The 13,173-nt window shown below is 70.1% G+C and carries 11 protein-coding genes and 1 pseudogene; 7 read left to right on the top strand and 5 right to left on the bottom strand.

Annotated elements, in window-relative coordinates; genetic code table 11:
- Together AC1DVT_RS11720 and AC1DVT_RS11715 are read left to right on the top strand one after the other, a co-directional pair.
- On the top strand, window positions 1-832 hold an 832-nt coding region (locus AC1DVT_RS11720), incomplete at its 5' end, for an ABC transporter permease (RefSeq protein WP_477389086.1).
- 62 nt (window positions 833-894) lie between these two features.
- Window positions 895-1,641: an ABC transporter ATP-binding protein gene (locus AC1DVT_RS11715; RefSeq protein ID WP_457101545.1), complete on the top strand. Its 747-nt coding sequence runs from the start codon at window positions 895-897 to the stop codon at window positions 1,639-1,641.
- Between the two features lie 3 nt (window positions 1,642-1,644).
- Here the strand turns inward: AC1DVT_RS11715 and AC1DVT_RS11710 are convergent, their stop codons facing one another.
- Window positions 1,645-2,640 (bottom strand): SDR family oxidoreductase, encoded by a 996-nt coding sequence (locus AC1DVT_RS11710; RefSeq protein WP_477389084.1) that lies wholly within the window; start codon window positions 2,638-2,640, stop codon window positions 1,645-1,647.
- A gap of 43 nt (window positions 2,641-2,683) precedes the next feature.
- On the opposite strand from AC1DVT_RS11710, the gene AC1DVT_RS11705 reads away from it, so the two are divergent.
- The gene (locus AC1DVT_RS11705; RefSeq protein ID WP_477389082.1) at window positions 2,684-3,694 is read left to right on the top strand and encodes a magnesium and cobalt transport protein CorA; all 1,011 of its coding nucleotides are present in this window, start codon (window positions 2,684-2,686) and stop codon (window positions 3,692-3,694) included.
- Between the two features lie 32 nt (window positions 3,695-3,726).
- Window positions 3,727-5,052 (top strand): FAD-binding oxidoreductase, encoded by a 1,326-nt coding sequence (locus AC1DVT_RS11700; RefSeq protein WP_477389080.1) that lies wholly within the window; start codon window positions 3,727-3,729, stop codon window positions 5,050-5,052.
- Window positions 5,053-5,056: 4 nt separating this feature from the next.
- Here AC1DVT_RS11700 and gndA read toward each other — a convergent pair whose 3' ends face one another.
- On the bottom strand, window positions 5,057-6,517 hold the full coding sequence (gene gndA / locus AC1DVT_RS11695; RefSeq protein ID WP_477389088.1) for an NADP-dependent phosphogluconate dehydrogenase: 1,461 nt from the start codon (window positions 6,515-6,517) through the stop codon (window positions 5,057-5,059).
- 269 nt (window positions 6,518-6,786) lie between these two features.
- Window positions 6,787-6,909: a hypothetical protein gene (locus AC1DVT_RS11690; protein WP_457101549.1), complete on the bottom strand. Its 123-nt coding sequence runs from the start codon at window positions 6,907-6,909 to the stop codon at window positions 6,787-6,789.
- 230 nt (window positions 6,910-7,139) lie between these two features.
- Here AC1DVT_RS11690 and AC1DVT_RS11685 point away from each other — a divergent pair, with 230 nt between their 5' ends.
- Both AC1DVT_RS11685 and pth read left to right on the top strand, forming a co-directional pair.
- Window positions 7,140-7,781 carry a 50S ribosomal protein L25/general stress protein Ctc gene (locus tag AC1DVT_RS11685; protein ID WP_477389078.1) on the top strand — a complete coding sequence of 214 codons (642 nt, stop codon included), beginning with the start codon at window positions 7,140-7,142 and terminating at the stop codon, window positions 7,779-7,781.
- A gap of 87 nt (window positions 7,782-7,868) precedes the next feature.
- Window positions 7,869-8,453 carry an aminoacyl-tRNA hydrolase gene (gene pth / locus AC1DVT_RS11680; protein WP_457101551.1) on the top strand — a complete coding sequence of 195 codons (585 nt, stop codon included), beginning with the start codon at window positions 7,869-7,871 and terminating at the stop codon, window positions 8,451-8,453.
- On the opposite strand, the gene AC1DVT_RS11675 is transcribed toward pth, so the two are convergent.
- On the bottom strand, window positions 8,418-9,026 hold the full coding sequence (locus AC1DVT_RS11675; protein WP_477389076.1) for a hypothetical protein: 609 nt from the start codon (window positions 9,024-9,026) through the stop codon (window positions 8,418-8,420). The two genes, pth and AC1DVT_RS11675, sit on opposite strands and share 36 nt — an antisense overlap.
- Window positions 9,027-9,076: 50 nt before the next feature.
- Between AC1DVT_RS11675 and mfd the strand changes: the two genes are divergently transcribed.
- On the top strand, window positions 9,077-12,688 hold the full coding sequence (mfd, locus tag AC1DVT_RS11670) for a transcription-repair coupling factor (RefSeq protein WP_477389074.1): 3,612 nt from the start codon (window positions 9,077-9,079) through the stop codon (window positions 12,686-12,688).
- Between the two features lie 53 nt (window positions 12,689-12,741).
- Here mfd and AC1DVT_RS11665 read toward each other — a convergent pair.
- Window positions 12,742-13,173: pseudogene (locus AC1DVT_RS11665) on the bottom strand (NADP-specific glutamate dehydrogenase); the annotation flags it as partial.

The following is a 13,173-nucleotide window of genomic DNA, read 5'->3' as shown; positions in this document are numbered from 1 at the left end:
TGTCGCGGTCCTCGACGCCACGTACGCCTCGACCGCGGACCTCGCCGTCGGCGACACGGTCGACGTCGGAGGCACCGCGATGGAGGTCGTCGGGATCGTCACCTCGACGTCCAGCTCGGCAGACACCGCGGCGAACGTCTACATCCCGCTGGATGTCGCCCAGACCCTCTCCGGGGTCGGCGATGTGGTCTCGACGGTCTATGTGCAGGCCGAGTCCGCCGACCAGATCGCGGCAGTGCAGGCCGACATCGAGGCCGCGCTGCCCGATGCCACGGTCAGCTCGCAGTCCGACCTCGCCTCGACGGTCTCCGGGTCGCTCTCCAGTGCCTCGTCGCTCATCACGAACCTCGGCACCTGGCTTTCACTGATCGTGCTCGCGGTGGCCGTCGTGCTCGCGGTGCTGTTCACGATCTCCGGCGTCTCTCGACGCACCCGAGAGTTCGGCACCCTCAAGGCGATCGGCTGGTCGAACGGCCGCGTCGTGGGTCAGGTCGCAGGCGAGTCCATGATCCAGGGGCTGATCGGCGGTGTCGTCGGGCTCATCGTGGGGCTGACGGGGATCTGGGTGATCAACCTGGTCGCCCCGACGATCTCGTCCGCGCCGACCGTGACCCAGGGCGGGCCGGGCCAGGGCGGACCCGGCGGCGGATTCGGCGGCGCGGCAGCGATCGCGCAGCAGACGGCGGATGTCGTCCTCCACGCACCGCTGAGCATCTGGGTCGTCGTGGCCGCGGTCGGCCTCGCGGTCGCGGGCGGTCTCATCGCCGGCGCCTTCGGCGGCTGGCGTGCGGCCCGGCTGAGCCCGGCCGAAGCCCTGCGCTCGGTCGCCTGATGAATCCGCTGGACCGCTCCGCGGCCGCGCCCGCCCATCCCCGCACGATAGGAGAACACGACATGACCATCATCGATCCCACCCACCCCGCGACCTCGACGCCGCAGCTCCTCGACGGTGCACCGCCGGCGGCGCCGATGTACCGGCTCTCCGGTGTCGCCCGCAGCTACGCGCAGAAGGGCCGCGTCGTCCAGGCGCTGACCGGCGTCGACCTCGAGATCCGCGCCGGCGAGTTCGTCGCCATCCAGGGGCCCACCGGAGGCGGCAAGTCCACCCTGCTGCAGCTGCTCGGGGCGCTGGACCGGCCGTCGGCGGGCGTCGTCTTGCTGGGCGACACCGACATCGCGAGCGCGTCGAACGCTCAGCTCGGACGCATCCGCGCCGCAGAGATCGGTTTCGTCTTCCAGGGGTTCAACCTGATCCCCACCCTCACCGCGCACGAGAACGTCGACATGGCGCTCGAGCCGATGGGCCTGCCGAAGGCGGAGCGAGCCGCCCGGGTCAGCGAGGCGCTCAGCCACGTCGGACTCGCCGACCGCGGGGACCACCGCCCCGGGGAGCTGTCCGGCGGTCAGCAGCAGCGCGTGGCGATCGCGCGGGCGATCGTCAAGCGCCCCCGCGTGCTGCTGGCGGACGAGCCGACCGGCAACCTCGATGAGAGCATGCGCGACGAGATCCTCGCAGTGCTGGAGACTCTGAACGCCGAAGGGCTCACACTCGTCGTCGTGACGCACGACTCTGCGGTCGCGCGTCGCGCGGACCGTCGGCTGCGACTGGAGCGGGGGACGGTGCGCGAGATCACGCGCTGAGCCTCAGCCCGCGGAGCGGGCGTGGGCCGCGATCCTGTCGAATAGGGCGTCGCGGTCCACGTCGTTCTGCTGCTCTTCCGGGTGCGCGTCGTAGTACGCGAGAATGCGGCGGGCGCCCTCGTCGAACGTGATCGTCGTGCGGAACTCGGGCACGAGGGCGGTCACCTTGCTGTTGTCGAACAGCACCGAGTGCGCCTTGTCGCCGAGGAGCCCAGGTCCGATCTCCGGTGAGAACGCCGCGATGGTCTCCGAGGCGACGTGCACGAAGTCGGGGTCGGCCACTCCGGCCGCATCGGCGAGCCAGCCGTAGACCTGATTCCAGGTCGGCGCGTGCGTCCCGGTGATCGTGAAGGCATCGCCGATCGCCTCCGGGTTGCCGAGCAGCCCTGCGAACGCGACAGCGAAGTCGTCGGCGTGCGTGAGGGTCCACAGGCTCGTGCCGTCGCCGTGGATCACGACGGGCTTGCCGGCGCGCATGCGCGCGATGTCGGTCCATTGGCCGGTGGTGGGGATCATCCGCTCGTCGTAGGTGTGCGACGGGCGCACGATGGTGACCGGCAGCCCGCGCTCGCGGTGGGCGGCGACCAGCAGGTCCTCACAGGCGATCTTGTCGCGCGAGTACTGCCAGAACGGGTTGCGCAGCGGCGTCGATTCGGTGATCGGCAGGCGGCGTGGCGGCTTCTCGTAGGCGGATGCCGAGCTGATGAACACGTACTGTCCGGTGCGGCCCTCGAACAGGTCGAGATCCTGCTGGACGTGCTCGGGAGTGAACGCCAGGAAGTCGGCGACCACGTCGAACTCGGCGCCGGCCACGGCCGCGCGCACCGCCTCGGCGTCGCGGACATCGGCGACGACCTCCTGCACGCCCGGCGGCAGCGGCCGGCGTGATGAGCCCCGATTGAGCACGGTCACGTCGTCGCCGCGGTCGACGGAGCGGCGCACGCACGCCGAGCTGATCGTTCCGGTGCCGCCGATGTAGAGGATGCGTCGATTGGTCACGACACGACACTAGCCGCGGTGGGCGCTGACCTAGGGTGGCTTCATGACTCTCGTCGACGCCGCCGTGTACAGGGACGGCCGCAGAGTTCTCAGCGGCACCGCCGCCGAAGTGCTCCACGAGGCGCAGGCTTTCGGCGGCATGGCGTGGGTGGGTCTGTATCGGCCCGACGCTGAGGAGATGCACGCGATCGCGGAGGTGCTCGACCTCCACCCGCTCGCGGTGGAAGACACGCTCAAAGGTCATCAGCGGGCAAAGCTGGAGCGCTACGGCGACATGACCTTTCTCGTGCTGCAGCCCGCGCGGTACATGGACGAGTCCGAGACCGTCGAGTTCGGCGAGGTGCACGTGTTCGTGGGTCCCGGCTACGTCATCACCGTGCGCCACGCCGAGAACCCCGACCTGTCCGCTGTCCGTCACACGCTCGAGGCTCGGCCGGAGATCCTTTCGCTCGGCCCGTACGCGGTCGTGTGGGCGGTCTGCGACGACATCATCGATCAGTACCTCCCCGTGGTCGCAGGCGTCGAGAACGACGTCGACGAGATCGAAGATGAGCTCTTCTCCCGGGATCGCGAGGTATCGAAGCGCATCTTCGGGCTCCAGCGCGAGGTGGTCGACCTGCAGCACGCGACGACCCCGCTGGTGGACATGTTCGATCGGCTCCAGAAGATCGTCATGGAGGTGACCGGTGCCTCCGAGGCACCGGCGTTCCGTGACGTGGACGATCACGCGCGACGCGTCGTCGAAAAGGTCGACTCCTTCCGCGCGACCCTCGACAGCGCGCTTACGGTGCACGCGACGATGGTCGAGCAGGAGAACAACGAGGCGATGCGGCGGATGGCGGAGCTCGGCCTGAAGCAGAACGACCAGGTGAAGAAGGTCTCGGGCTGGGCGGCCATCCTCTTCGCACCCACGCTCGTGGGCACCATCTACGGCATGAACTTCGTGCACATGCCTGAGCTGGAGTGGGTGTTCGGCTACCCGATGGCGCTCGGCCTCATGGTCGCGACCAGCGCGACCCTTTACGCCGTGTTCAAGCGGCGGGGCTGGCTGTAGCGGATGTCGCCGGTCACGGTTACCGTGACCGCATGACTGTGACGACCCTGAACGAACTGCCTCCTGGCGCCGTCGCCCGACCCGGTGATCCCGACTGGGACACCGCCCGCCGGTTCCATGCCGGCATCGGCGAACCGGCCGTGATCGTGCGCGCCTCCTCCGTCGACGACGTGCGCGCCGCCCTGCGATATGCCGCCGACGAGCACCTCGAAGTGATGGTCCGCTCCGGCGGCCACAGCGCGTGGGGCACTCTGCCCGGCGGTCTCACGATCGACCTTGCCGCTCTCAACGCCATCGACGTCGAGGGCACCCTCGTCCGGGTCGGCGGCGGCGCGACCTGGGGGAGCGTCGCGCGCACCCTCGCCGGGCGCGGACTGGGCGTGAGCTCCGGCGACACGGCGTCGGTGGGCGTCGGCGGACTCACCCTCGGCGGCGGCATCGGCTGGATGGTGCGCGCGTGGGGACTCGCGGCCGACCAGCTCGAGGCAGCRCAGCTCGTCACGGCCGACGGGCACGTCCTCGAGGTGTCCGCGGCCTCTCACCCCGACCTGCTCTGGGCCCTCCGCGGCGGTGGCGGCAACTTCGGCGTGGTCACGCGCTTCGACTTCCGCGCGCACGAGCTGCATTCGGTCGTGTTCGCGACGCTGGGCGTGACGGGGGACTCGCGACCGATCCTCCGTGCGCTGCGTGACACCCTCCGCGGCGCACCGCGGGAGCTCACCGTCACCTTCATGGACGTGCCGGCCATGGATCCGAGCGCGCCCGCGGGCGCATCGATCACGGCGTGCTGGATCGGCGACGACGAGCAGGCGGCACGCGCCGCCCTCGCACCTCTGCTCTCGCTCGAGGGCGTCACCGAAACGGCTCTGTCCGCCCAGCCCTACCCCGAGATCTTGATGGAGGCGCCGCCGGCCGATCCCGAGCAGCCGATGCCCGGGTTCATCGGCGGCAACACGCTGCTGCGCGACCTCACCGACGAGGCGATCGAACGACTCGTGTCGTTCCGCGAGGCGAACCAGATGTCGGTGCTGTTCCTGCGCTCGCTCGGGGGAGCGTACGGCGACGTCCCGCAGGAGCGCACGGCCTTCCCCGCCCGCGACGCGACCTGGTTCGCGATGGCCGGGGCGTTCGACATCCCGGGACTCGTCACCGACGAGAGCCGGGGACTGATCCAGGCGGAGTGGGACGCCACGGCCGCGCTGGGCGAGGCCCTCTACGGCAACTTCACGCTGTCCGCCGATCCGGGGCTGGTCTCACGCATGTATACGCCCGAGACGATGCGCCGGCTGGCCCGGCTGAAGCGCGAGTGGGACCCGCAGAACATCTTCAGCCGGTGCCACAACGTGCAGCCCGCCTAGCCGGTCAGTGCGTGTCTTCCGCCTCGATCTCGGTCCGGTCGCCCGACCACAGCGTGTGGAACGTGCCGGGCCTGTCGATGCGCTTGTAGGTGTGCGCACCGAAGAAGTCGCGCTGGCCCTGGATGAGGGCGGCCGGCAGTCGGTCCGCGCGGAGGCCGYCGTAGTACGACAGTGACGACGAGAACGCGGGAGCGGGGATGCCGACGGTCGCGGCCGTCGAGACGATCCGGCGCCAGGCTGCCTGGGCACGGCCGAGCGCCTCGACGAAGTACGGCGCGGTGAGGAGCACCGGAAGAGCGGGAGCCTCGTCGTACGCGTCCGCGATGCGGTTGAGGAACTGGGCGCGGATGATGCAGCCGCCACGCCAGATCTTCGAGACAGCGCCGAGGTCGATCGACCAGTCGTACTCGGCAGCGCCGGCACGGATCTCGTCGAAGCCCTGCGAGTACGCCACGATCTTCGAGGCGTAGAGCGCCAGGCGCACATCCTCGATGAACGCGTCCGCGTCCTCGGCGAATCCGGCCGATCCGGTCGCTGAGCCTGTCGAAGCGTCGGGGCCCGGGAGGTCGCGCGAAACCTCACGCTGCTCCGGGTGGCTCGACAGCGACCGGGCGAACGTCGCCTCGGCGATGCCCGAGACCGGGGTGCCGAGGTTGAGCGCGGTCTGCACTGTCCAGGCGCCGGTGCCCTTGGCTCCCGCMTGGTCGAGGATCACATCGACGAGCGGTGCGCCGGTGGCGGCATCCGTCTGCTTGAGCACCTCGGCGGTGATCTCGATGAGGTACGACTCGAGTTCGCCGGCGTTCCACTCGGCGAAGACGTCGGCGATCTCGGCGGGGGACTTGCCGGTGCCGCGGCGGATGAGGTCATAGGCCTCGGCGATGAGCTGCATGTCGGCGTACTCGATGCCGTTGTGCACCATCTTCACGAAGTGCCCGGCGCCGTCGTGTCCGATGTGCGTCACGCACGGCTCGCCCTCGGCGATCGCGGCGATCGACTTCAGGATCGGGCCCAGGGTGACCCACGACTCGTCGGAGCCGCCGGGCATGATCGAGGGGCCGAGGAGGGCGCCCTCCTCGCCGCCGGAGATGCCGGCGCCGACGAAGTTGATGCCGGTCTCGCGGACTGCCTTCTCGCGGCGGATCGTATCGGTGAAGAGGGCATTGCCGCCGTCGACGATGATGTCGCCCGGCTCGAACACCTCCACGAGGGCGTCGATGACGGCGTCGGTGGGGCGGCCGGCCTTGACCATGATGATGGCCGTGCGGGGCTTCTGCAGCGACGCCGCGAACTCCTCGTAGGTGGCAGCCGAGACGAACTCCGCCTCGGGGTGCTCCGCGAGCAGCGTCTCGGTCTTCGCGTGGCTGCGGTTGTACACCGCCACCTTGTTGCCCTCACGGCTGGCGAGGTTGCGGGCCAGATTCGAGCCCATCACCGCCAGTCCGACGACGCCGATATTGGCGATCGCGGAGGTGACGGCATCCGGACCCTGCGGCGTGGGAGCCGGACGCGAGACGTCCTCCGGGGCCGGCGCCCCTTCGTGTGCCGGCGCGGAGCCGGGCTCGTCATCGCGGTCGGTCGAGATGTTCGTCGGCGCCGAGGGGTCGTTCGAAGACACGCGTACTCCTGAGGATCGGATCGGGGAGGATTCCAGCCTAGAGTCTCGCGCACGCGTGTTACGCGGCGTTCACCGGCTCCTCACCGATGCGGGAGGGCCGGTGTGAGGGGGAGCGGTCAGTCCTTGCGGTACGCCGCGCGCCCCATCGTCCAGAACGCGAGCACCGTGCCGACGAGGCCGACGGCGGCCAGCCCGCCGATGAGCCACAACAGGGCGTGCGAGGCGAATCCGTATTCCATTTGGTCCTCCGGGGCGGGTCGCGACCAGGCACGACGAGTGTGTTCCTCATGGTAGCCGTGCCACTGATAGACTTGAGGACGAACTTCGGCGAGGGATGCTCGCGCCGGCCCCGGCCGCAGCATCCGTGATCGACGCAGTGATGTGGGCTCCTTGGCTTTCCTCACGCGCATGCGTTCGAGTCGAAACCGCACCCCAACATCCGGGCATATCGCCCGCAAGGAGATTTCACATGTCGACTGAAACCGACACCAAGGTCCACGCCGAGCTGCGCGAGAACTTCGGCAAGGGCTACGCCCGTCGCCTCCGCGCCTCGGGCAAGATCCCCGCCGTCATCTACGGCCACGGCACCGACCCGGTGCACGTCGCGCTCCCGGGCCACCAGGTGGCGCTGCTCATCCGCCGCGCGAACGTCGTGCTCGAGCTGGACGTCAACGGCACGCAGCAGCTCACGCTGGTCAAGGACGTCCAGAAGGACCCCGTGCACCAGATCATCGAGCACATCGACCTCCTCGTGGTGAAGAAGGGCGAGAAGATCCAGGTCGACATCCCGATCGTCCTCGTGGGCGAGTCGGCTCCCGGCACGATCGCGAACCTCGACGCCGTGAGCATCTCGCTCGAGGTCGAGGCGACCCACATCCCGCAGAACATCGAGCTCGACATCGAGGGCCTCGAGGACGGCACCCACATCACCGCTGCCGACCTGACGCTCCCGAAGGGTGCCGTCCTGGTCGCCGACCCGGAGACGCTCGTCGTCGCGATCTCGGTCCCGTCGTCCGCGGGCGACGCAGACGAGATCGAGGCCGCCGATGYGGCCGTGGCCGCAGACCAGGCCGAGGAGTCCGACGAGGCCAAGGGTTCCGACGCCGAGTAATTCCGGCAAACCGTTCGGCGAGGGGGTGCGGATTCCGCGCCCCCTCGCTGCATGAGCGGCCCGAGTCATTCGGGCAGGATGTGTGACATGGCAGACGTGTGGCTCGTGATCGGCCTCGGCAACCCGGGGCCCCGCTATGAGTCGACCCGGCACAACGTCGGTCAGCTCGTGGTGGACGAGCTCGCCGCGCGCCGCGGCGAGGCGTGGCGCGCGCACAAGGCGAACGCCCGGGTCGCCGAGACCTGGCTGCGCCCCGGCGGACCGAAGCTGGTCCTGGCCAAGCCGAACTCCTTCATGAACGTGTCCGGTGGTCCGGTGGCGGGACTCGTGCGGTTCTACGGCGTGGAACCCGATCGGGTGATCATCGTCCACGACGAGCTCGACATCCCGTTCGACACCATCAAGCTCAAGGTCGGCGGCGGCCACGGCGGCCACAACGGCGTGCGCGATGTCGCGAAGGCGCTCGACACGCCGGAGTTCCCGCGGGTGCGCGTCGGCATCGGCCGCCCGCAGGGGCGTCAGGACGCGGCCGACTGGGTGCTCGACCCGTTCGGCGCGACAGAGCGCAAGACCCTGCCGATTCTGGTTTCGGATGCCGCGGACGCGGTCGAGCAGCTCATCGGCGAGGGGCTGCTGTCAGCCCAGCAGAAGCACCACGCCCCCCGCGAATAGCGTTCCCTCCTCGACTGCCGCCGGGAAGCCCGCGGCGAGGCCCAGGCCCAGGAAGACGTTCAGCGCGATGAAGAACGCGATCGGGCCCGCCACGGCCAGAGCCACGGCGGCGATACCGGCGCCACGACCGCGACCGGTCACGATCGCGACGATCCCCTGGGCGAGCGCCCAGAGCCCGAACACGGTGCCCACCCAGAACGAGATCTCGCCGAGCAGCACCCAGTCGCGCACTGGCGCGAGGATGCTCCAGTCGAAGTCGGCGGTCAGCGCGCGTGCGGCGAGCTGGCGGCCGGCGCCGTGGCCGATCTGGTACGCCGCGATCGACACGGCGATCGATGCACCCACGAGGGCGATGACTCCGGCGATGAGCGCGACGACGCCGAGCGTGCCGTCCGGGCGACGCTCCGGCAGCGGGGGAGCGTACGGGACCTGCGGGCGTGGCGCGCCCGGYGCGACGAACTGCGGCTGCCCGGGGTACTGCGGCGGCTGCCCGGGGTAGGGCTGCGGGTACTGCTGCGCGGGGTACGGAGGTCGGGGGTACGGCGGTCCTGGCTGCGCGGCGGGGTCGGTCACGGCACTCATCCTAGGAGTCGCAGTGTCGGACGCGCCCGTAGACTCTTCCGGTGACAGTTCCCGGGATCGTGCGCGCCCTCGAGCAGGCTGAGCCTTTCCGCGAGGCGGCTGCCGCGGCATCCGTCTCCGCGGATTTCTCGCTTGCTGAAGGACTCAGTGCTCCGCTGCTGGCGAGCCTCATCGATCGGCGCCTCGCGTCCGGGCGGGTGGGAGCGCTGCTCGCCATCGCGCCGACGGGGCGTCGCGCGGAGGCGCTCGGTGCGGCTCTCGCGGCGCTGCTGCCGACGGCGACGGTCGTGCACTTCCCGGCCTGGGAGACGCTGCCGCACGAACGGCTCAGCCCGAGCCCCGAGATCGTCGGGCGACGCCTCGAGGTGCTGCGCGGCATCCGGCACTGGTCCGGCGAACACCCGCTCATCGTCACGACCTCGGTGCGCGGTGCGCTGCAGCCGATCGCCACGGGACTCGCCGATGTCGAGCCCCTGCTGCTTTCGACCGGCGCGCGCGGGCACGACCTCAGCGCCGTCTCGGCGCAGCTCGTCACGCTCGCCTACCACCGCGTCGACATGGTCTCGCGGCGGGGCGAGTTCGCCCTCCGCGGCGGCATCCTCGATGTCTTCCCGCCGGTGGACGACCACCCGTACCGCATCGAGTTCTTCGGCGACGAGGTCGACCAGATCCGCGCCTTCTCGGTCGCGGATCAGCGCTCGCTGCCCGGCGAGATCAGCGAAGTCGCGCTCGTCCCGAGCCGCGAGCTGCTGCTGACCGACCAGGTCCGCGGGCGCGCGCGCCAGCTGAAGGACGAGTTCCCGGCCCTGCGCGGCATGCTCGAGAAGATGGTCGAGGGCATCCCGGTCGAGGGGATGGAGTCGCTCACCCCCGCGCTCGTAGACCGCATGGTCACGATCATCGACTACCTGCCGGAGTCGTCGGCGATCGCGCTGGCCGACCCGGAGCGGTCCGTCACGCGGGCGATCACCCTCGGCGACACGAACCGGGAGTTCCTCGAGGCCGCCTGGAGCGCCGCGACGTCGGGAGCGCAGGCGCCGATCGACCTGGGTGCCGGCGACTTCCTCACGATCCCGCGCCTCCAGGAGGCGGCGCGCGATCGCAGCGATCCGTGGTGGACGCTCTCGGCCTTCGACTCGGGCGAGGCCGCCGCCACGGCTGAGGGCTTGATGGATGTGGATGTCGCGCTCGAGGCGCTGTCCGTCGTCCGCATCCCCGGCACCGGGGTGCCGTCGTTCCAGGGCAACGTCGACGGCGCGTGCGCCCATGTCGCCGGGCTGCTCCAGGACGGCTGGCGTGTCGTGATCGCGACCTCCGGAGTGGGCCTCGCCGAGCGCGCGCACGACGTGCTCGCCGAGCGCGGGATCGCCGCCCGTCAGGTGGACAGTCTGCTCGAGGCGCCCGAGCCCGGCGTCGCCCACCTCGTCGTCGCGCCGGTCGAACGCGGCTTCGAGGTCGTCGAGGCGAAGTTCGCCGTCCTCACCGAGTCGGAGTTCTACGGACGCACGATCGGCGGCGACAGCCGGGTCATCAAGAAGCTGGCCTCGCGCCGCCGCAACGTGGTCGATCCGCTGCAGCTGAAGACCGGCGACTACGTCGTGCACGCGACCCACGGCATCGGCAGGTTCGTGGAGCTCACCCAGCGCGAGGTCTCCAGCGGCGGTCGCAATGCCGTCAAGAGCGTCCGCGAGTATCTCGTGCTCGAGTACGCGCCCTCCAAGCGCGGCTATCCCGGTGACAAGCTGTACGTCCCCACCGACCAGCTCGATCTCCTTTCGAAGTACGTCGGGGGAGAAGCCCCGGTGCTGTCCAAGATGGGCGGCAGCGACTGGGCCCAGGCGAAGGGCAAAGCCCGCCGCGCGGTGCGCGACATCGCGGTCGAACTCGTGAAGCTCTATTCCGCGCGCATGGCCGCCAAGGGGCACGCCTTCGGCCCGGATACGCCCTGGCAGCGGGAGCTCGAAGAGGCCTTCCCGTTCGCCGAGACCCTCGATCAGCTGCAGACGATCGACGAGATCAAGGCCGACATGGAGAAGCCGATCCCGATGGACCGGCTGCTGTCCGGCGACGTCGGATTCGGCAAGACCGAGGTGGCCGTTCGCGCCGCGTTCAAGGCGATCCAGGACGGCAAGCAGGTCGCCATGCTCGTCCCCACGACACTGCTGGTCAAGCAGCACATCGAGACGTTCACGGAGCGCTTCGCCGGCTTCCCGGTGAAGGTGCAGCCGCTGTCGCGCTTCCAGACCGACAAGCAGGCGCGCGACACGCTCGCCGGGATCACCGACGGCACCGTCGACATGGTCATCGGCACGCACCGGATCCTCACCGAGAAGGTGCTCTTCAAAGACCTCGGACTGCTCATCATCGACGAGGAGCAGCGCTTCGGCGTCGAGCACAAGGACGCCCTGAAGAAGCTGAAGACCAACGTCGACATCCTGGCCATGAGTGCCACGCCGATCCCGCGCACACTCGAGATGGCGGTGACCGGCATCCGCGAGATGTCCACGCTGCAGACCCCGCCCGAGGATCGGCATCCGATCCTCTCGTTCGTCGGTCCGCGCAACGACAAGCAGATCGCCGCGGCGATCCGGCGCGAGCTGCTGCGCGAGGGTCAGATCTTCTACGTCCACAACCGGGTGTCGTCGATCCAGGGCGTGGCCGCCCATCTCGCGGAGCTGGTGCCGGAAGCCAGGATCGCCGTCGCGCACGGCCAGATGGGCGAGAACGCGCTGGAGCATGTGGTCGACGACTTCTGGGAGCGCCGCGCCGATGTGCTCGTCTGCACGACGATCGTCGAGACCGGTCTCGATATCTCCAACGCGAACACGATCATCATCGACCGTGCCGACAAGTACGGGCTCTCGCAGCTGCACCAGCTGCGCGGCCGTGTGGGTCGCGCCCGCGAGCGCGCCTATGCGTACTTCCTCTACGACGAGTTCAAGCCGATCTCCGAGCTCGCCGCCGACCGCCTCGAGACGATCGCCGTGAACAACGACCTGGGCAGCGGCATGCAGGTGGCGTTGAAGGACCTCGAGCTGCGTGGCGCGGGCAATCTGCTCGGCGCGGAGCAGGCCGGGCACATCGCCGGGGTCGGCTTCGACCTGTACCTGCGCATGATCGGCGAGGCGGTGTCGGCGTTCCGCGGCGACGAGACCGAGGAGCAGACCGAGCTGCGCCTCGAGCTGCCGGTGCAGGCGCGCATCCCCGAGGACTTCATCGACAGCGAGCGGCTGCGCCTCGAGGCCTACCAGAAGCTCTCCGCCGCGGCAGCCCTCACCGCCAAGGACGACGCGCTCGACCTGGTCATCGAGGAGCTGCACGATCGCTACGGCGAGCCGCCCGCAGAGGTCGATGGCCTTCTCGCCGTGGCGCGGCTGCGCCGGCGCGCCGCGCAGGCGGGGCTGTCCGATGTCGTGGCGATGGGCCCGAACCTGCGGATCGCGCCGGCGCACCTGCCCGACTCGCGCCGAGTGCGCCTGCAGCGGCTGTACCCGGCGGCGAAGCTGCTCGCCGGCGGGGACGCGCTGGTTGTGCCGATGCCCCGGCCCGGGGGCGAAGCCCTGGCCGACGCGGAGCTCGTCGCGTGGGTCGCGCAGCTGCTCGGTCAGCTGTGGCCGGCCGAGGTTCCCGCGCAGGCTCAGGCCGACGCCTGAGCCCGCGCAGTTCGAGCGTCGGTCAGATGACGCTCAGTGCCTATGGGCGGGCGTCAGATGACGCCCTGTGCGAGCATCGCGTGTGCGACGCGCTCGAACCCGGCTGAGTTCGCACCCACGACGTAGTCGCCGGGGCGGCCGTAGCGCTCGGCGGCCTCGAAAGCGGAGTCGTGCACGCCCTGCATGATCGACCGCAGCTTCGCCTCGCTGTCGGCGAAGCTCCAGCGCTGGCGCGCCGCGTTCTGGCTCATCTCGAGGGCTGAGGTGGCGACACCGCCCGCATTCGCCGCCTTGCCCGGTCCGAACAGCACACCGGCACCCTGGAACGCGGCGACCGCGTCCGGAGTCGAGGGCATGTTGGCGCCCTCGGCGACGGCGCGCACGCCATTGGCGATGAGCGCGCGGGCATCGCTGCCGTCGAGCTCGTTCTGCGTCGCAGAGGGGATCGCGATGTCGACCGGCACCTCCCAGGGGCGTGCGCCCTC

This window comes from Microbacterium sp. P2_F9 (assembly GCF_056403635.1).
Note: the sequence above shows the minus strand (reverse complement) of the source record. Positions and strands in the feature narration are given on the sequence as shown.

Bases quoted from the DNA above. Each gene is read 5' to 3' on its own strand.
- AC1DVT_RS11715 (WP_457101545.1), top strand. From the start codon at position 895: ATGACCATCATCGATCCCACCCACCCCGCGACCTCGACGCCGCAGCTC.
- AC1DVT_RS11705 (WP_477389082.1), top strand. From the start codon at position 2,684: ATGACTCTCGTCGACGCCGCCGTGTACAGGGACGGCCGCAGAGTTCTC.
- AC1DVT_RS11690 (WP_457101549.1), bottom strand. From the start codon at position 6,909: ATGGAATACGGATTCGCCTCGCACGCCCTGTTGTGGCTCATCGGCGGG.
- pth (WP_457101551.1), top strand. From the start codon at position 7,869: ATGGCAGACGTGTGGCTCGTGATCGGCCTCGGCAACCCGGGGCCCCGC.